The following is a 19,181-nucleotide window of genomic DNA, read 5'->3' on the forward strand; positions in this document are numbered from 1 at the left end:
GGTAACCCACTTTTGTCCAGAAGCGTGTCAGACGCTACATTGAACTTGCTGGCAGAGCATGTGCTGTGGGGCGTGCAAGCTTCTAAATCACGGATGATTTAGCAGAGCCTATATGGACGTACTTGTGGCGGCTTGCTAAGACACAGGGCGCATGCTCTGCAATTTCAATATGGCCTGATAATTTCAGACTTAAAGGCACTGGAATTCAGCCCAGAAGCTTCACTCGGCAATTGCTCCCTGCATTGCTCTACCTCCTGAATCTGACCTGCACGGACGTAGGAAATGCCATTGTTGTTGGAACTATCAACAGCCATTCAGTCGCGGGATGACGAATCTGGCTCAGATGTTAGACGTAAACTAGAACATTTCTGTCCACTTACCATTCAGGGCTGTCAGCCGCGTTCAACATGCAAGTGCACCACTCGAGCTAACAGATAACACCCTTTTCCCATCGGAGTTGCCGAGGTCATGGAAGACTCTTATAAATTGATAGTCGTGATTGAGGCACACATGCCGAGATAGCCTTAGGTGAGCCATGGAATCCCACGATCTTTATCAAGCGGAGCTTGATTGATTCTATAGTACAGGCGACCCCTGATACCTTTTAGCTAAGTAGCTAAGTAGCTAATCGTTGCAAACGAGCCACAAAAAAGCGCAATTCCCAAAAAGGAACTGCGCTTTTTCTTTTAGAACCTGCTAATGCTCAAGCCTAGAACCTGCTTTAATCTTTTCCGTCTCAGACTTTACCGGCTGTTCCGTCTTAGCCTGTACCGTCTTTGCTCTTCCTAGAACCTAGAACCTAGCTTCTAGAACCTAGATTGTCGGCTCTTCACTATAATCAACTTGATGATACTCAAGGCAGGCGTCAACTTCGTTAGCTGAACCTAAGATCACTGCGACACGTTGATGGATCGCTGTAGGCTGAATATCCATGATGGTTTCATAACCGGTAGAAGCCTTACCGCCTGCTTGCTCAACTAAGAACGACATTGGGTTAGCTTCGTACATCAAACGCAGTTTGAATGGCTTTTCTGGGTTCTTGTTATCAGTCGGATAAGTGAAAATACCGCCGCGACAAAGAACGCGGTGAACATCGCCGACCATGGCGGCAATCCAGCGCATGTTAAAGGCTTTTTCGCGCGGTCCAATCGTACCTAGTAGCAGATCGCTGATATAGGTCTGCATTGGCGCTTCCCAGAATCGCTGGTTTGACATATTAATCGCAAACTCAGCCGTGTCTTTGCTGATGCTCATGGCTGCATCAGTTAACAGGTACTGGTTAGTGTCTGGGTTTAGGGTAAACAACTGCACCCCTTTGCCCGTGGTCAATGCCAACATGGTTGATGGGCCGTAAAGCACATAACCGGCAGCGACTTGGTTGCGACCTGCTTGCAGGAAGCTCTTTTCTGAAAACTCACCCGCGGGTGCAGGTAGTACCGAGAAGATGGTGCCAACTAATGAGTTGATATCGATATTTGATGAACCATCAAGTGGGTCAAAACAGACTAGAAACTCACCGTTAGCATCGGCATCAACGACGTAATCTTCCTCTTCCGATGCGATGCCACGTACTGTACCGTCGGCTTTTAGCGCATCTTTGAGCATATCATTGGTAATGATATCCAGTTTCTTTTGGGTTTCACCTTGAATGTTCTCTTGCTCTGTAGCGCCCAAAATGCCCGCTAAAGCACCGTGGCGAACGGCATGGCTGATCTCGATTGAGGTTTCAGCTAGGGTCAGGATCAGTTTTTCAAGAGCGGGAGAAATCGCTTGCGATGTCAGGTTTTCAGCCAGAGTCTGCATGTTGTTTCCTATGACAATTTAATAGCACTAAATTGAGTTAGAGGTCGGGAATTGAGGTTTTAAACTTATAATTGTTGGCGATGATACCTGAGAACGGCAGTTTTTTCAGCGGTAAAGCCCCCCCACCAGTGCATATTGTCTGCATTGTTTTTGTTTTCGTTATGATTGAGGCACAATGTAGTCGAAATTTCAGTCAAAATGTGCTTCTTTCGCACGTTATCCAAGGAATAATAATGAAAAAAAATTGGATGAATTTGCTGCTTGCTACACTCCCTATGGTGATGGTATCTCCGGCAATAGCTCAATCTACAGCGAATAAGGGCGGTGACAAACCGCTCACTATCGAGCGCATGTACGCGTCCCCGGCACTTGCAGGGACCAGTCCTCGCGGGCTTAAGTTATCGCCAGATGGTAAGCGAGTGACCTATTTAGCGGGTCGTAAAGATGACCAACATTTTTACGATCTGTGGCAGATGGATGTGGCCAGTGGTAAGCAGCGCCTGCTGCTTGATGCTGACAAGCTCGTTGCTGGCGAGTTATCGGATGAGGAAAAAGCGCGCCGTGAACGCCAACGTATCTATGGTCAAGGGATCATGGAGTATTTCTGGGCTGATGACAGTCAAGCTATCCTTATACCGGCATCGGGCCAACTGTATTATTTCTCCGTTAATAGTAACCAAGTCAAATTGCTTAACACAGGTGAAGGCTTTGCAACTGATGCGAGGTTGTCTCCTAAGGGCAATTTAGTCTCTTTTGTGCGTGAGCAAAACTTGTATGTGCTTGATCTCAAGAACGAGAAAATCACTGCGCTAACGACCGATGGCGGCGGCGCAATTAAAAATGCCATGGCGGAGTTTGTGGCTCAAGAAGAGATGGGCCGTATGACGGGCTATTGGTGGTCGCCGGATGAGTCGGCGATTGCTTATACTCGCATTGATGAATCTGGCGTTGAGCAGGTGACGCGCAATGAGATCTATGCCGATGGCATCAAGCTGACTGAGCAACGTTACCCTTATGCGGGTAAAAACAACGTTAAGATCGAACTTGGTGTGGTGTCACTTAACGACAAGAAGGTCGCTTGGGTCGATTTAGGCAAAGAGACCGATATCTATCTGCCGCGGGTTAAATGGTTACCTGATAGCAAGCGGTTGTCGTATCAATGGCAAACTCGTGATCAGCAAGCGCTCGATCTCAGAGTGGTCAACATTGATGACATCAAGCGTAATAAAAACCTAGTTCAAGAGCGCAGCCAAGCTTGGGTTAACCTCAATGACGATCTGCACTTTCTAAAGCAACAAAAAGCCTTTATCTGGGGATCTGAGCGTGACGGATTTAACCACCTTTACTTGATTGGACTTGATGGCAAGGTTATTCGTCAGCTCACCAAGGGCGAGTGGGCGGTTGATGGCGTCGAGTTCATCGATGAAAAAGCCGGCCAAGTTTACTTTACTGGCCGCCAAACTAAAGTGACTGAGAAGCAGTTATACCGCGTCGCGATTGCGGGTGGCAAGGTCGAGTCAATCAGCACTCGTTCAGGGATGCACTCAACGGTGTTTGCCGACAATCAAGCGGTCTACTTAGACTATTTCAGTAGCCTATCGCAACCACCTCAGGTGAGCTTGCATAACAATTCTGGCAAGCGATTAGCCTGGGTTGAGCAAAACGAAGTGAAATCAGGGCATCCACTCTATGACTACTTTGGTCTATGGCAAGTGCCTGAGTTTGGTGAGTTAACCGCTGAAGATGGTCAAGCATTGCAATATAGAATGTTTAAGCCAAGCCATTTTGATGCCAGTAAGAAATACCCAGTGGTGGTGCGAGTGTACGGCGGCCCACATGCTCAACTGGTGACAAACAGCTGGAGTCATCAGGACTATTTTACTCAGCATCTACTGCAGCAGGGCTTTATCGTTTATCAACTGGATAACCGTGGTTCAGCCCATCGCGGCACTCAGTTTGAGTATGTCATCTATAAGCAGTTGGGTGAGGCTGAGGTGAATGACCAAAAGGTGGGGGTAGATTACCTTCGCAGTTTGCCTTTTGTTGATGGCGACAATATTGCTATCTACGGCCATAGCTACGGTGGCTATATGGCACTAATGAGCTTGTTTAAAGCGCCTGACTACTTCAAGGCCGCTATTTCAGGTGCGCCAGTGTCTGATTGGTCACTATATGATACTCATTACACTGAGCGTTATCTGAGTCACCCTGACACGAATGCTAAAGGCTATGAGGCCAGCAGTGTATTGCCCTATGTTAAAGGCTACCAGTCTGGATTGCTGATGTACCACGGTATGGCAGATGACAATGTTCTATTTGAAAACAGCACTCGGGTTTATAAAGCCTTGCAAGATGAAGGTAAGCTATTCCAGATGATAGATTACCCTGGTTCAAAACACTCTATGCGTGGCGAGAAAGTAAGAGTGCACTTATATCGCTCTTTAGCTGACTTTTTAGAGCGTGAACTCAAATAGTAAAATCGGTATTTTCAAAATAGGCCTGGAGGTGCTTTTTATGACTTTCAGCCTATATTGGATTAACTGAAGATTAAATATCGTTAATAAGAAGATTATTTATTCTGAAAACGTAAAGACAGAGCCGAAGAGTACTCCTAAATATATATATAGAATAATTGTCATCATATTTGACAAATGGAGTTTATCTGCTAGCGGAATTTAACTGGCTCGGGAATGCTTTTAAGGTTTAATTAAGCTTGCGGTTGATTTTTATAAGGCCACTTTTACTATTGTTGAGCTCAGATTATAGCAACAAAAAAGCCAGTCAATTGACTGGCTTTTTATTTTGTTCGACTATCGAATTAGTCTTCTAAGTTACCACAAAAACGGTAACCTTCACCATGGATCGTAGCGATGATTTCTGGCGTATCAGGCAAGCTTTCGAAGTGCTTACGGATGCGACGAATCGTTACGTCAACAGTACGGTCATGTGGCTTAAGCTCACGACCTGTCATCTTCATTAGTAAGTCAGCACGGCTAAGGATCTTGCCTGGGTTTTCTACAAAATGCAGCATAGCGCGGAACTCACTACGTGGCAGCTTGTATGACTCACCCTGTGGGCTAACAAGAGAACGGCTGTTTATTTCTAAGCTCCAACCGTTGAAACGGTAGAACTCAACTGCGCTTTTCTCTTCAGACTCAACACCAGTGCTGTTCACTCGTGTTAGTAAGTTGCGAGCACGAATAGTCAGTTCACGAGGGTTGAATGGTTTAGTGATGTAATCATCTGCACCGATTTCAAGTCCAAGGATCTTGTCTACTTCGTTATCGCGGCCCGTTAGGAAGATAAGGCCAATGTTATTTATTTCACGAAGCTCACGAGCTAATAAAAGTCCATTTTTACCTGGTAGGTTAATATCCATAACCACCAAGTTGATTTTATTGTCTTGCATAGCTTTATGCATTTCAGCGCCGTCATTGGCTTCAGAGACCACATATCCTTCTGCTTCAAAAATACTTCTAAGTGTGTTTCTTGTAACGGCTTCATCTTCAACAATCAGAATGTGCGGGTTTTGCATATTAATTACCTAATGTCTGTCAATTCTATTCTAACCATGAGTACAAATATTTTTATACTCTATCGATTCATGCTGATATTTCACTGATACACGGTGGTGTTTTCAAAAATTATTCTGAAACGGCAACACACTTCATGATAAGTAAAGTATGGGTATCTCACATATGGAAAACGTGAACTGTATTAGCTTCGATAAACAATAAGTAGAATAAGTTCCTTAACTATTGTTTTTTCCTGAAGTTTAAATGTTAAATCAAACATAGATCACATTTGATACAGCTGTGTGGATTACTCTTCTATCTGTTCCAGATATATGTAACAAGATGTGTCATTACATGTATCAGTGTGAGTCAATCAACAAGACCTATTGTACTCGTTTTAGGCATTTGTTAACAAATGAAATGTTAACAAAATTGCCGCAAGATATGATTTAGATCACGTGAATATACCTAAGTGTATGATAAATAAGAAATGTAAAATTTTATTTACTGTGACCGATATCACGTGCCTAGGCGGCCCTATTGATTTTGCTATAATGAAATTACTTCAAGTGGAGAATTTGTTAGCAATGGAGCAGTCAATCGAGTGCCTTTGGCGCAAGTATCAGCAAACGCAATTCCTGCTTACGCAGTGTTTGTCCTCTAAAATTTCATTCGCAATCATCACTGCGCATAACCCAAGAGGAGAGATACTGACGGCTTGCCAAAATCGATTGTTAGATCGAAAACTGCAGCAAGAGATCCTAAAATTACGCTTGCCTTATCGTGCCATGGTGGGGGCGTCGCAAGATCGGAAACACATGGAAAAAAGCTGGGCTGTATCGACTGATAGGGTCTCAGCCATTGAATTGGGGCGCAAGTTTAATCAAAACGCTATTTATTATGTTGAAGCTGACAAGTTACAGCTAATCCCATGTTTATTGTCACAACTAGAAACCTCGCTCGGCGCTTTCTCGCTGCGGGTCAATCTAGTACACGAGTTACCCCATATGGTGTAATGCAAAGTTGTATAAAATTCGTTTGACTTAGTCGCGTAATTTATATACTTTTCACTTTACTTGATTTGTATACAGATCGAGTACAGAAGAGGAGCGTTAACTAGGTAGTGAACGAGAGGGGACCAAACCCCATTGACCGTTCATGATGGAGATTGATGCCGAGATACATAAAACGATTTGGAACTGTCTTATGTATTGGTCGCTCAGGCTGAATCCTGACGATTGTCACCTATTTATTATGGTGGAGAGCTTCTGGTGACGATCGCTGTTTCCCATCTCTGGGGTGCATATCTTAGCACCAGGCTCTTCGAACGAAGTTAGTTCGGAGCTTATTGATGTTTTTTTTCAAGCCAGTTTTCAAGCAAGATTTCAAGTTAGTTTTAAACAATACCTTATCTACACATCATCCACTTAATGTGGAGGCAACCTCATGTCCGTAATTCCTGGTTTAACTGTCGCTAAGTTTGGTGGCACCTCTGTCGCCGATTATGATGCTATGCATCGCTGCGCCGATATCATCATCAATAACCCAGCAACTAAAGTTGTGGTGGTAAGTGCGTCTAGTGGCGTGACCAATAAGCTGGTGGCGCTAACCCAAGCCACAACAACAGGCGAACAAAGTAAACGGCTGATTAAGCAGATCGCTTCAATTCAATATCAGATCCTCGACAGGTTAGGCAATCCAATGGATGTTGCCGCAAAAATTGACGCGGTACTCAGCCATATCGACGTTTTAGCCGAGGGATTAGTGTTAACTCGTAGCAAGGCGGCTATGGATGAACTGTTATCTCAGGGGGAGATGTGTTCATCGATATTTTTTGCTGCGGTACTGCGAGAAAAAGGCGCGTCAGCCGCGGCATTTGATGTTCGCCAGGTGTTGCGCACCGATGGTCATCATGGCCGTGCAGAGCCACAAATTGAGTCAATTGCACAATTAGTTAAGGAAAAACTGGCCCCTTTATTAGCATCTCAGGTGATTGTCACTCAAGGGTTTATTGGTGCAGATATCGAAGGTGCAACGACCACCTTGGGTCGCGGCGGCAGTGACTACTCCGCCGCATTACTGGCTGAGGCATTGCGTGCTAGCGCTGTTGAGATCTGGACCGATGTTGCCGGGATCTATACTACCGACCCAAGACTGGCACCTAATGCTAAGCCTATCCCTGAGATTAGCTTTAACGAAGCGGCAGAGATGGCCACTTTTGGCGCCAAGGTACTGCATCCTGCCACTATCTTGCCCGCGGTACGGCAAAAAATTCAAGTCTTTGTGGGATCTAGCTGGGCGCCTGAGCAGGGAGGAACGTGGATCCGTCATCAAGTATCCGATGAGCCCGTTTATCGAGCAGTGGCAGTAAGAAGAGATCAAACATTATTAAACCTGCACAGCTTGCAAATGCTGCATGCGCAAGGCTTTCTAGCCGAGACGTTTGCCACACTAGCACGGCATAAAATCAGTGTTGATTTAATCACGACCTCAGAAGTTAATGTGGCATTAACACTGGATAAAACCGGATCGGATTCAAGCGGTCATGGTTTATTGAGTGAATCATTGTTGCAAGAGTTATCGCAACATTGCCGGGTTCGTGTTGAAGATGGTTTGGCACTGGTGGCGATTATTGGTAATAGAATCGCTTCAACGGCGGGTGTATGTCGCCGAGTGTTTGAAGTGCTTGAGCCGCATAACGTGCGCATGATCTGCCAAGGAGCGAGCCCTCATAATCTGTGCGTACTGGTAGAGGAAGCTGAAGCGGCTGATGTCATTCGTGCCTTGCATGAAAACTTATTTGAATCTTAACCACTGTTGACGCAAGGAGTAGAGTACACAAAATGAAATTCACCCAATCTAGCCTCAATGTTGGCGAGCTTGCGACGGGGCAAGAGCTGAGCATTCCTGTGTACCATTTAGCGGCAAAAGATCCCTCTGCGCCTAAAGTGTTCGTGCAAGCGAATGTTCATGGAGCTGAAGTGCAGGGCAATGCGGTTATTTTTCAGTTGTTGAAGCAGCTGGAAAATATGGATGTGCAAGGTGAAGTGACCTTACTACCGCTTGCCAACCCTTTGGGGATTAATCAAAAGAGTGGTGAGTTCACACTTGGGCGTTTTGATCCCATTACTGGGGTGAACTGGAATCGAGAGTATCTAGAACACTCCTTTGATATTCCAACATGGTATCAGCAACATTGTGATTTAGATAACGGGCAGCTGGCAGAGGCATTTAGGGCTCATCTGCTTGGCTCTTGTGAGGCTCATTTAGCCAATCCTTGGGGCGTTACCACGGGCAAGCGATTGGCGGTAAGCTTACAAATGCTGGCCCATCAAGCTGATATTGTCATTGACCTGCATACTGGCCCAAAATCTTGTAAGCATCTCTATTGTCCTGAGTACGATCGAGCTTCGGCAAGATTCTTTTCTATCCCCTATAGCCTTATAATCCCCAATAGTTTTGGCGGCGCGATGGATGAAGCCGCATTTTGTCCCTGGTGGGAGTTAGTGGAGTATGCTGCGAGTCAAGGCCGAGATATGCCAGTGCCGGTATCCGCTTTTACGCTGGAACTCGCAAGCCAAGAGCGTATTGATATGGAAGATGCCTTAGAGGATGCGATGGGCATTTTGGCATACCTTAGCTATCGCGGCGTGATCATGGACAGGGTGGTTGCAGCAGATATGCAGCGCTTCGGTTGTTTACTCAAAGACTATAAGAAATATCATGCCCCTAAAGGCGGCTTAGTTGAGTACTTAGCTCAACCAGGCGTACCACTAAAAGCTGGCGCCCCGCTGGCCAATATTCTCAGGCTTGACTGTTATGGCACCGAAGAGGAGCTAACCTCTTTGCAGCTTGAGCAAGATTGTGTGCCTATTCTTCATTTTGCCTCTGCTTCAGTCTACCAAGGCACAGAGCTGTATAAGCTGATGACCAATCTGTTTGTAATCTAAAGTTACCCACTAAGCTTAAACCCTTTAATGTTATGCTAATGTACAAACATTAAATATAACTTTATAGATAAGGATAGGCTAGCTTATGCGATTAATGCCACTTTTTACGGTGCTATTCCTAGCGTCAGGTTGTACTGCTGATGAAGCGAATTTAGATAAAAATTCAAACGCTAAAGCAACTAAAGTGAGTGGAGTTGAATTGGTCGTTACAGAGACAGATAAGTTGTCGGCAAGTCGTTTAATAAGTTATCAATTAAATGGAGCTAAGTTCATTGCTGAATCAGATTCCCTTATCAAGGGGACTAGAGTTTTTAACCCTGAGATGACTCAAGGCGGAGTGCTTAGGGGGAGTTTTGTTGTTCAAAGCGGCAATGGGGTGGATGAGCAAAGAGATCTGTTTTCTGTGATGCAGATAGCGGCTGAAACTTACCGATTAACACCTATTGAAGAGGGTACTGACTTATTCACTCTGTATAAGTCATTAAAACTAAACGCTAACTTTAGCTCTGTCGAAATTGAAATTGACTATAGTCGGCAACATACAATGAATGAGTACTGATACTAATTTATAATAACTGAATTTAAAAAAGCCATAACTATTGTTATGGCTTTTTGTTAAGAAATGAATTTGACAATGCATTTCATTATTTACAGATTGTAACGAGGGTTACTTGCGGCGACGGAACGCTGCAAATGGCAGTAACATTAACGCAATCCACCCCATAGAGCCACCGCTTGAAGAGTTTGATGTAGGCTTGGCTACCTCTGGTACATCCTTAACGTAAATGTTTATTTCAGACATTACATCATCCGTACCATCATTTACAGTCAAGGTGAATTCAAGGGTTTCGCTACTGGTTACATTTGGCGCTGTAAAGGTAGCTTCACTGGTATCTGCACCCGTTAATGTTGCAGTTGTACCTGCAGTTTGCTTCCAGCTATATGTATGGCTATCAGCAGCATTAGCATCAACGGTTACTGAAGATAACGTAATTATGTCACCTTCATTAACACTTGTCGCGCTAGCACTTGTTGTGACACTAGGTAAGCGATTGTCACAGGCATAGGTATCGCCTGCAACTAGCTCGTTGAAAACGTTAGATGTGATATTGCTAAAGGTGACGTTATCGATAATCCAACCAAATGAGCTGGTATTGGTATCCGATACTATGCGGAAACGGAATTGTACTTCGTTGCCATTAAGTGCAGTACCGAAGTTAACGGATTCAGTTTCACCAGGCCAAGCAATATCGCCAGTGAAAGCTTTTCTACCTGGTAGAAGATCTGCAAGCTCGGCAGAGTAACCCGCGCCGCCAAATACTCCCCCCATTTCTGTTACGTCAGCCCATTCACCGCCGTTAATGCGAATCTCAACAACACCGCCATCATACTCAGTTTCAATTTCATAGTATTGGAACCAGCTGACACTGAAATCGCCGCCATAACCAACAGTAAACGACTTCGTTTCAAAGGCGACATCAGATGCAAAACCATTGTTTGCAATGTACATGTACTGGCTGTCAACCGGGAAGTAATTAGCGTAACGAGCATCTAGTGACGCAGTGCCCTCTGCCATTTCTCCGCCACTAAGTACCACTTCTTGGAAGTCGACTAATCCTGAGTAATCTTCCATATTACTAGTAGACATGTTTGCTTCAACATCTTTACTGGCAAAGTCCATATTTACAGCTGTACTGAGGGTAAAATCAGCTGGTTTGATATCTTCATCGAGATCTGGAAAAGACAGTTCGAAAGTGACTTCGTCTGCAGTGGCGGCATCGTCCAATGTAAATTCAATTGGAGTGCTGGTAGCGTCACCATATGGAAGTACATTTGAGAAGATGACTTTACCCTCATTTGCAATAGTGACTTTCTGGCCGCTGGTTACTTTGACAATAGCATCAATAGTTTCAAATGCTTCACTGCCTTTATTCGCGACTGTAAATGAAATTGTACCCGTTTCACCTTTGTCAATGATGCCATCTTTTGAACAATATCCAACAGTCATACCTTCGTAATCAGCATTGATTACATGATCTGAAACGATGAATTTTGCCAACGTAGCTTCATAGGACTCTACTACACCGCTGTGCTTTGTGTCGAAACGAGTTGGTGATACAGCGCCAAAACCCATACCGCGGCGAGCAAATGCTGCCATGATTAACTCGTAGTCAGCGACATCGTTTGCGTAAGCTGCTGCAAGAAGTGCATCACGAGCTTCGGTATAAGTTGGCGCTACAGGTGTCATCTTATAGCCTGCAACGAGGTAATCCATCATCAAGCTGCGAGCTTCTTCAAATGAATGACGCTCATCGTTGATTAATGCGACATAGCTATCCCAAAGCATTGCTGCCCAAGGTTCACCTGCATCATGAACTTCAGCGTTGCCGTCTTGATCTGCGCCTGTACCGTTACCTAGTTCAACATTGGCAAAGGTCAGTGGGTTAACTTCCATGTCAGTGCTGTACGGGTAGTTACGAATACCTGTGTAGAAAGAGCCTACATAAGACACTGCCGCATAAGCTTTTTGGAACATTTCGTTGCCTTCAAGCATCACGTCATCAGCTTCAGAAACTAACAATAGTGCATGGAAGTCACCCCAACCTTCACCCATTGAGCGACCCTGTTGGTTGATTAGACCTGAAGAGTTACCGACTAGGCGGTTAGAGATGTAGTGTCCCCATTCGTGAGCAACAATAGCGTTATCCCATGAACTTGCTTTGTATGGCTTTTGGTTGAACATTGACACAGCAACGCCTTCGCCAGTATCCAATAAAGCGTAAATTTCAGCGCCGTCATTAAGTGATAGTCCCATGCTTGGAATTTTCACTGTATCGTCACTGCCACCCATAGGTGCTGGGTCTGTTGTACCTGAGTTGTTCGCAATAAGTACTGCGATAGCGCCAGCATCTTGCGCATTTTTTACTTTTTGGGTAAATGCACAGGCACCGCGGTCAATAATGGCGATGTTGCCTGCAATTGCTGCCGCATTTGACGTCGCTTCACAGCCATCTGTAACTGTATCTGTTGCATCATCGATGCGGACGACTGAACCTGAAACGTTAAATTGGCCTTGACCAAAGCTTGAGCGTTGAGTTGACTCTAGCAAACCGACTGAATCGTCAGATGTAACCGTTACACCGAAATGCTCACCTACGATGGCATCTTTACTGTCCCAAAGGTACATCTGCATACGAGGAGAGTTGCCATCGGCAGGGGTACTCATGTTGGCATTGTTAAAGCCCGAGTTATCTTGTACTTCTGCACGTATTGCATCACCTTCAACGCCACCACGATCGTAGTTTAGTGCTTGCGCGTTACCCGCGGCTTCATCAAAGCCATGGTCGTAGAAAGTGTCATGTAGGTAGTTGTTGATATAGAAAAGGTTAACAATAGCCGCTTTACGATTGCCCATAGAGCTTTCTGGCTCAGCAGCGTTGTATTTAAAATCAAAAGTATTAGCGCTGGTGACATCTGCAGTGAAATCACCATTGCTGAACCCATCAGGCGCTATTGCATCCACGTAAGCATTGACGTTGTTACCTGAAGTAATCGTGGCATCTGCTGCAAGCCAAGCATCTTGAGTACTGATTGGGCCATGAGTCATGGTCACCATTGGCGCTTCAAGATACTCAGATGCATCAACTTGATCTGCACTTGTGGCTGGAATAACATTACCGTGTGGACTATCCCAAGGTACACCCGTTTCATCGGCATAAACACGGTAGTTAAAAGCAGAGTCATCAGAAGTTAGATTATGCTTGAAGAGGACTTCATCTGTGTTGGCATCAATAATGAAACTGTAAAAATCAGATTCTACGCTTTCGGCATCAGAGACTTCTAATTCTACATAGTGAGCGGCAACCAATGCGCCTTTCTTATCGAAATAGACTCTTTTAGCTCTTGGTTTACCGACGATTTTTTTAGTACCTGCGGCGTTAGAACTTAAAAATGACTGATATTTTTTAGAATCAGATTCAATCGCAGTTAAGGTAACTGAATTGCCACCCATGTTAGAGAAGGCAGCGTTGACCGCGGTTGAAGCGTCACCAAAGTTGTCTTGAATCGTACTAATGCTTTTACTTTTGTTAGAAACGTTAGCGAATTTACCTGAAGTTGCCACTAAATTGAATTCACGATCCATCATGACATTCACTTCATGATTAAATACTTCAACACCATTAATTTCTTGGCTGTATTTAGCAATTGATGCGCCGCGACCATTATCGTGCATGCTGGTTAATACAGCTTTAGCGGCGCCTTTGTTTGCTGTTGAAATACCAGTCACTTTATTTAAGTAATAATCTGCAGCGGTTGCAACTTTGTATTTTTGTGCTAGAGCACCGAGTGCCGGTGCTAGCTGGCCTTTTTTAGCCCATTGAAAAGTTGCTTGACTTGTCTTCGAATCATATTGATCACGCATGCCACTGATGCTTGATGTTGAATCCGTTGCTTGTGACTGATAAGCAAGAGATTGAGGAAGCTGACTAATAGTTGCATTGCTTGCTGAAGCCGCAACAGCATAAGTCGCCGATGAAATTAGCGCAGCCGATATGGCTATTGATAGTTTTGTTTTCAAAACAGTTTTCCTTGTCAATTTGTCAATTTTCCAAAACCATCATGGGCTTCGGTTATTTTTATTTTGTATAAATAATTTCTGTCTTTATCTAACCCACAACTAAAGTGGTGATAGCCGTTGTAGCACAAAAGAGTTATTTTGGTAACAAATGTATCAAGATGCCCTACTTTATGTTGCCGTAGCGATGCAGCTTGCTTGTTATTTGACCGATCGAGGTGTAAAAGTAGGGCTTAACCATAGAGAAAATGCGGGATTCTAATTGTTCGCTTTGAATACTATTAACTGCCAGCATAATCGATGTTAATTATAAGAAATGTAAATCCACCAGTAGATTGGAATGTTTCCTTTACAAAGTCGGTGCTGCAACGCTTATTAAATATCGTAGTTATTCTCTATTTTAGTTTAATAAACTTTGCGCTTAGGTAGGAGCTAACGAGATACTCTCCATAAGAGAGTGGTATTTCTAATGCTACAGTCCAGCGTGTAAATCGTTTTTGGAAGATTTTAAGAGAGCGATATGATCTTAGTGTGAACAGTTTTAATTTGTTCTAGTCTATTTAGTTATTTGTCACTGACCGAAGCTGAATAGCGCACAGTATCATCGCGATATATGCGGCTATTATTTAGCTAGCTGCCATTATTACGGTTTTACCGCTCTAACAATCGGGTTTTGTAGGCTGATTAGCGTTTCGGTAGATTGGATCTCATCAATCGATTGAATACGGTTAATGAGAACATGCTGCAGTCCATCAATGGATTGGCACATCACTTTGATAAACACACTGTAATTTCCCGTGGTGTAATACGCTTCGACTACCTCTTCAAGTGCATTTAGCTTAGAGATGGCCGCCGGATAATCGCCGGCACTTTTTAAGTTAATACCAATAAAACAGCAGACATCATAGCCAAGCGCTTTCGGATTGACGGTGATTTGAGCCCCGGTGATTATTCCTGCTTGTTTCATCTTTTCGACGCGAACGTGGATCGTGCCTGCGCTTACACCAAATCGCTTAGCAAGCTCTGCAAATGGGGTACGTGCTTCCTGCATAAGTGCTGAAAGAATTTGATTGTCGAGTGCATCTCTTTGAAATGAGGTTTCCATAATAAATACGCATATTACTTAAGGGAGTTATAAGCAATTTACGTATTTTTATGTGGATAATCTAGTGATTTATGTTTTTGATGATAAATTATTGCTCTGGCTCAGCATCCATAAAAGGCGCTTCACAACTAAACGTCATGCTCTCTTTAGTATAAGGGTGAGTAATCGTTAACGATTGAGCGTGGAGTAATAAACGCGCTGCTAAACGTTTTGCCAACGGATCAGCATAAAAATTATCGCCTAAAATGGGGTGACCCAATGCCATCATATGCACTCGCAGTTGGTGAGAGCGACCGGTGATGGGGGTGAGCTTGAGCAAGGTCGAACGTTTGGCACGACTGACAACATCGTAATGTGTCTGTGATGCCTTACCAATTTTATGGTCGACCTTTTGTTTGGGTCGATTAGGCCAGTCGCAAATCAATGGCAGGTTAACGGTACCTGTGTCTGCTTTTACATGGCCCGCAACGCGCGCATAGTAAGTTTTAGCGGTTTCTCGGTCTCGAAATTGTCGCTTAAGTTCAGATTCTGCGCTGCGCAGTAGTGCGACCACAATGACGCCGGAGGTGGCCATATCGAGTCGATGTACAATCTTAGCATCTGGGTACTCGGCTAATACGCGACTATAGGTACTATCATGATGTTCAGGCGCCCGGCCAGGCACTGATAATAGCCCTGAGGGCTTGTTGACCACCATAATATCTTTGTCTTGATGTAAAATATCGAGCCAAGGGGTAGTCGGTGGTGCGTATACGAAATCAGTCATGATAGAACCTTTTTGAAAATGCGCCGCAAAGATACCTCTTTGGCCGTTCTTCATGCAAGTAGATTATCGTTTTCGGGTTAACTATCGATGGCATTTAGACAAAGCCTACACTCCATGTTGGCTGCAAGATGATGTCGCTAATGGCACTTTCTATCTGCGGGTAAGTTGGTATTACTCGCTGGTATTACCAATGGTGTAAACCGTTTCCAGCGCTGCGCAAAAAGATCAACCAAGCAAGTTTGTGGTTGATTCATGAGGCTGATAAAACCAAAGTCAGCGTTAAATCAAGTAATAAAAGCCAGCCACAACTAATATGGCACCAATCACACGACTCGAAAACCGGCCAAAAGGCAGTAGCTTCTCCAGCATCACCAATAAGGTAAGCAGCAATATCCATTTAAGGTTCATCACTCCGGTAGCAAATAGCAATGCCATAAGAAACCAGCAACAACCTAAGCAATACTGTCCATGCTTAAAACCCATCCAGATAGCGCCGCCGATCCCCTCTCGCCATTGTGTGGTGATAAAGTTGAGTGGTGAGCGGCACTGGGCCAAACAGGCTTGTTTTAAAGGGCTAAATTGATATATACCGGCTATTAGCAGGAGTGTGGCGGTAAAGGTATTATTTGCACTTATCATCATGTCGCTAAGCAGCGATAAATGGTGTAATGCGTACTGCACCAAGGTGATTAGTGCACTATAAAAGCTCCATGCGAGCAGGTAGCCCAACATAAAGTATAGGCTGGGGGCATAGCAGGCATGACGACGTTGACGTTGCTGGTTTAGCTTTTCTACCAACAAAATCACCGGTGCAGCAGCAGGTAGCATCATGCCTGCCATCATGATTGCCCACATGGTAAAAAGCATCCAAATATCATATGGCTGCCACTGCCGCACCGGCTGCATATTCATGCTCATAGCAAACAGCATGTAATACCAGCTTAGGGCAATGGCTAAAAGTAACGTTAACGTCACTAGACTGCGTTTGAGTCCATATGGAGATAACCATTGCTGTAGCAAACTAAGCATTGCTCCAGTTAACAACGGCTTTAGCGGCAAATTGACCGACATGATCGAAGGCAATGTCGCCATAATTCATCGACATTTTATCGGTCGTTCCTATAATCCCATCGTTCCACATAAAGCCGCCATCAGGAAAGGTAATGTGAACATTTTGGTCTTCACCGGAGACAGGGTTTTTTAAGGGACGCTGCTGCGCTTCGGTTACACCTGCAATAGAAAACCATGAGTGAGTATCCGAGGCATTCATTTCTATGTCTTTTATAATTGGCCCTTCAAATGCACTAAAAGTGGTGGCCAAGGCTTCCAATGGCATCCCATTAGCTTGACCTGACATTATGGTCGCCAAGGCCGTGATTTGGTCACTATTGGCCGCGGAGTCGATAAATAACACGCCTTTGCCGTTGCCCTCATGCATCGCTTTAGGCCACATTGCGGCAAACACCATTTTTAACCCCGACAGATCTAAATCGCCGTAATGTCCATCAATGATCAAAAATCCCAAAATCGCTTCACAACCGCCATTCTCACTATCTGGAAATCCACCGAATTGACAGCCACAACCATGGCTACAGCTACAGTTTTCAATTTGATGCATCGATAAGGCCCAATCTTTAATATCCGACATATACTTCACCTTGAATGGTCAATATTCGCTTGAGTATAGTTCAGTAGAAGTCTGTCGCAGCGGGGCGTAGCCGCATGAGTTGATGCATCAAACAGGGAGTAACAGCAAACGATTTAACTTTCAATATGATTCAATCGCCTAGCGTGATACGCATACTTAAATATTATTGATAGAATAAATTTGTCTATTAATGACTAATGACCAGCGAAAAGGTGATTTACTCTCAGCAGGGGCTCGAGCAGATGAACATAGCGGTGTTTGGCTGTCGGCGATTTATGAGAAACCACGGCCGTTGACGTGCATGATGCAAAAAGTCCACACCACAAATGCCAGTGAACAATGCACTAGTGCATAGAAAGACTGATCGAGTCGCCCCATGCTTCTGGCATCCCAAATAAGGACCAGGTGGATGAATATCACCAGGGGAAACAGAGCTAACAGTGGATAGAGGCTAAACTGACTGGCAGCGCCAAAAATTAAACGACTTAACAGTGCCCAGACTACCATAGTGCCAGTGATTATCGGCGGGGCTGCAACACGATACCGCTCAGGGTAAGGGAAAATCATTCGCTACTCATCCTTTAGTTGCTGTTTACATTGGTTTTTGTGCGATTAGTTGTGCTTTGTAACTTGTGTTGGTTAATTCACCCGTTAGACCCTCAGAGTAATGTAGGCTGCGCCAGTTAGCAAATAAAGCTTTTAACTCGCCCGCCTTTAATAAGAAGTTTGGATTACGCGGTCGACCTATGGTGGCTTGCTCTGTGGTAAATGTTTCGTAGATGATTAAACCGCCGGGCTTTATAGCATCCATTATCTGCGAGAAGAGCGGCCGGTGTAAGTAGTTAAACACCACAATCACATCATAGCGATTAACGGGTAGCGTGGGCGCATCGTTAGTTTCCAGATCCCACTCTAATAACGAGAGATTAGCGGTGTTATCACCCTGCTCAAGTCGATTTAAATCGCGATCCAAATAGGTAACGTGGCAGCCTCGCTCTGCAAACCAATTGCCATTTCGACCGGTGCCACAGGCTAAGTCCAGCACGTGACTACTTGCTGAAACCAAGCCTTTTAGTTCAGTAAACTGGCTAATTAGTGCTGCGGTTTTAGCCTTTAACTTCTTTTCTGCCATCTATTCTGCGTCCATGTACAATTGAAAAGTGTCTGAGGCCAGCAGGCCCATGAGAGACAACAACTGACAATAACACAACCGTGATCAGCAGTTCTGGTTTATAGGTGGCCAAGGGGATGAATAGGCTGAGTAGCCCCAGTTTTACCAAGGTGAGCACCCCTTTTAATTGGATCAGCCAGCGCCAGTCTCGAACAACTTCCCAAAGCATCATGGCTGCGCCAGTGCTCATCGCCATTATCCAATAAACAAGCCATTGCTCTTTGGGAACATGCATCAAAATGCCGCCACCGGCCCCGGTAATGCCCAAAATATGGATGGCTCGTAATGCGGTTTTGGAAAAACGTTGGATCCAAAATTGTTTCTCTGTGAGTGCTTTTCTAGCCATGATTGATTGCAAGCTCCTTATTCTTTGGCTAAAGCTTATCAGCAAATGTGCTAAAGGTAAGCCAAGATTGATCACAGCTTGATTATTGAGGTCAATGATTAGAGGCTATTGTCGTGGCTACAGCGGAATGTCATGGCGTGAAATTGAGCATGATAAATGTGAACCAGCGGGCAATGCTATCTAATATATAGTGATAACGTATTGCTACCGGCTTAAATCACTAGGGATAATCAGGGTTCCTTGGTTCATCATTCCTAAATGTTTGCTACAGGCACTATCCTCAGCCTGCTAATAAACATGA

Annotated in this window: 16 protein-coding genes and 1 riboswitch; of the genes, 6 read left to right on the forward strand and 10 right to left on the reverse strand. The window is 44.5% G+C overall.

Features of this window, described 5'->3' with window-relative positions:
• Positions 1 to 813: 813 nt before the first annotated feature.
• On the reverse strand, positions 814 to 1,803 hold the full coding sequence (locus L2755_RS09750) for a class 1 fructose-bisphosphatase (protein WP_248980499.1): 990 nt from the start codon (positions 1,801 to 1,803) through the stop codon (positions 814 to 816).
• A gap of 233 nt (positions 1,804 to 2,036) precedes the next feature.
• Here L2755_RS09750 and L2755_RS09755 point away from each other — a divergent pair, with 233 nt between their 5' ends.
• Positions 2,037 to 4,277 (forward strand): S9 family peptidase, encoded by a 2,241-nt coding sequence (locus L2755_RS09755; RefSeq protein ID WP_248980500.1) that lies wholly within the window; start codon positions 2,037 to 2,039, stop codon positions 4,275 to 4,277.
• A 344-nt stretch (positions 4,278 to 4,621) separates the two neighbouring features.
• Here L2755_RS09755 and arcA read toward each other — a convergent pair whose 3' ends face one another.
• On the reverse strand, positions 4,622 to 5,338 hold the full coding sequence (gene arcA, locus L2755_RS09760; protein WP_248980501.1) for a two-component system response regulator ArcA: 717 nt from the start codon (positions 5,336 to 5,338) through the stop codon (positions 4,622 to 4,624).
• Between the two features lie 534 nt (positions 5,339 to 5,872).
• Between arcA and L2755_RS09765 the strand changes: the two genes are divergently transcribed.
• The 4 genes from L2755_RS09765 to L2755_RS09780 all read left to right on the forward strand — a co-directional run bounded on the left by L2755_RS09765 (position 5,873) and on the right by L2755_RS09780 (position 9,827).
• Positions 5,873 to 6,334 carry a DUF3293 domain-containing protein gene (locus L2755_RS09765; RefSeq protein ID WP_248980502.1) on the forward strand — a complete coding sequence of 154 codons (462 nt, stop codon included), beginning with the start codon at positions 5,873 to 5,875 and terminating at the stop codon, positions 6,332 to 6,334.
• 78 nt (positions 6,335 to 6,412) lie between these two features.
• Positions 6,413 to 6,594, forward strand: a riboswitch (Lysine riboswitch).
• 170 nt (positions 6,595 to 6,764) lie between these two features.
• Complete coding sequence (lysC, locus tag L2755_RS09770; RefSeq protein ID WP_248980503.1) at positions 6,765 to 8,129, forward strand: lysine-sensitive aspartokinase 3; 1,365 nt, start codon at positions 6,765 to 6,767, stop codon at positions 8,127 to 8,129.
• Positions 8,130 to 8,161: 32 nt separating this feature from the next.
• A complete protein-coding gene (locus tag L2755_RS09775) occupies positions 8,162 to 9,268 on the forward strand; it encodes a succinylglutamate desuccinylase/aspartoacylase family protein (RefSeq protein ID WP_248980504.1) in 1,107 nt (368 codons plus the stop codon).
• Positions 9,269 to 9,353: 85 nt separating this feature from the next.
• Complete coding sequence (locus L2755_RS09780) at positions 9,354 to 9,827, forward strand: hypothetical protein (RefSeq protein ID WP_248980505.1); 474 nt, start codon at positions 9,354 to 9,356, stop codon at positions 9,825 to 9,827.
• 108 nt (positions 9,828 to 9,935) lie between these two features.
• Here L2755_RS09780 and L2755_RS09785 read toward each other — a convergent pair whose 3' ends face one another.
• The 3 genes from L2755_RS09785 to rluA all read right to left on the reverse strand — a co-directional run bounded on the left by L2755_RS09785 (position 9,936) and on the right by rluA (position 15,715).
• Positions 9,936 to 13,847, reverse strand: a complete 3,912-nt coding sequence (locus tag L2755_RS09785; protein ID WP_248980506.1) for a rhombosortase-dependent M36 family metallopeptidase — start codon at positions 13,845 to 13,847, stop codon at positions 9,936 to 9,938.
• Between the two features lie 640 nt (positions 13,848 to 14,487).
• On the reverse strand, positions 14,488 to 14,949 hold the full coding sequence (gene asnC / locus L2755_RS09790) for a transcriptional regulator AsnC (RefSeq protein ID WP_248980507.1): 462 nt from the start codon (positions 14,947 to 14,949) through the stop codon (positions 14,488 to 14,490).
• Positions 14,950 to 15,037: 88 nt separating this feature from the next.
• Positions 15,038 to 15,715 (reverse strand): bifunctional tRNA pseudouridine(32) synthase/23S rRNA pseudouridine(746) synthase RluA, encoded by a 678-nt coding sequence (rluA, locus tag L2755_RS09795; protein WP_248980508.1) that lies wholly within the window; start codon positions 15,713 to 15,715, stop codon positions 15,038 to 15,040.
• 52 nt (positions 15,716 to 15,767) lie between these two features.
• Here rluA and L2755_RS09800 point away from each other — a divergent pair, with 52 nt between their 5' ends.
• Positions 15,768 to 15,914, forward strand: a complete 147-nt coding sequence (locus L2755_RS09800; protein WP_248980509.1) for a hypothetical protein — start codon at positions 15,768 to 15,770, stop codon at positions 15,912 to 15,914.
• An 80-nt stretch (positions 15,915 to 15,994) separates the two neighbouring features.
• On the opposite strand, the gene L2755_RS09805 is transcribed toward L2755_RS09800, so the two are convergent.
• The 5 genes from L2755_RS09805 to L2755_RS09825 form a co-directional block, all read right to left on the reverse strand.
• Positions 15,995 to 16,744 (reverse strand): DUF2182 domain-containing protein, encoded by a 750-nt coding sequence (locus tag L2755_RS09805; RefSeq protein WP_248980510.1) that lies wholly within the window; start codon positions 16,742 to 16,744, stop codon positions 15,995 to 15,997.
• On the reverse strand, positions 16,737 to 17,363 hold the full coding sequence (locus L2755_RS09810) for a DUF1326 domain-containing protein (protein WP_248980511.1): 627 nt from the start codon (positions 17,361 to 17,363) through the stop codon (positions 16,737 to 16,739). The genes L2755_RS09805 and L2755_RS09810 overlap by 8 nt, the downstream gene beginning before the upstream one ends.
• Positions 17,364 to 17,636: 273 nt before the next feature.
• On the reverse strand, positions 17,637 to 17,927 hold the full coding sequence (locus L2755_RS09815; protein ID WP_248980571.1) for a hypothetical protein: 291 nt from the start codon (positions 17,925 to 17,927) through the stop codon (positions 17,637 to 17,639).
• Positions 17,928 to 17,955: 28 nt separating this feature from the next.
• Positions 17,956 to 18,495, reverse strand: a complete 540-nt coding sequence (locus L2755_RS09820) for a class I SAM-dependent methyltransferase (protein WP_248980512.1) — start codon at positions 18,493 to 18,495, stop codon at positions 17,956 to 17,958.
• Positions 18,470 to 18,880: a hypothetical protein gene (locus L2755_RS09825; protein ID WP_248980513.1), complete on the reverse strand. Its 411-nt coding sequence runs from the start codon at positions 18,878 to 18,880 to the stop codon at positions 18,470 to 18,472. The genes L2755_RS09820 and L2755_RS09825 overlap by 26 nt, the downstream gene beginning before the upstream one ends.
• Positions 18,881 to 19,181: the final 301 nt, after the last annotated feature.

The organism is Shewanella abyssi, from assembly GCF_023284025.1.
In the GTDB taxonomy this organism is placed as follows: Bacteria; Pseudomonadota; Gammaproteobacteria; order Enterobacterales; family Shewanellaceae; genus Shewanella; species Shewanella abyssi.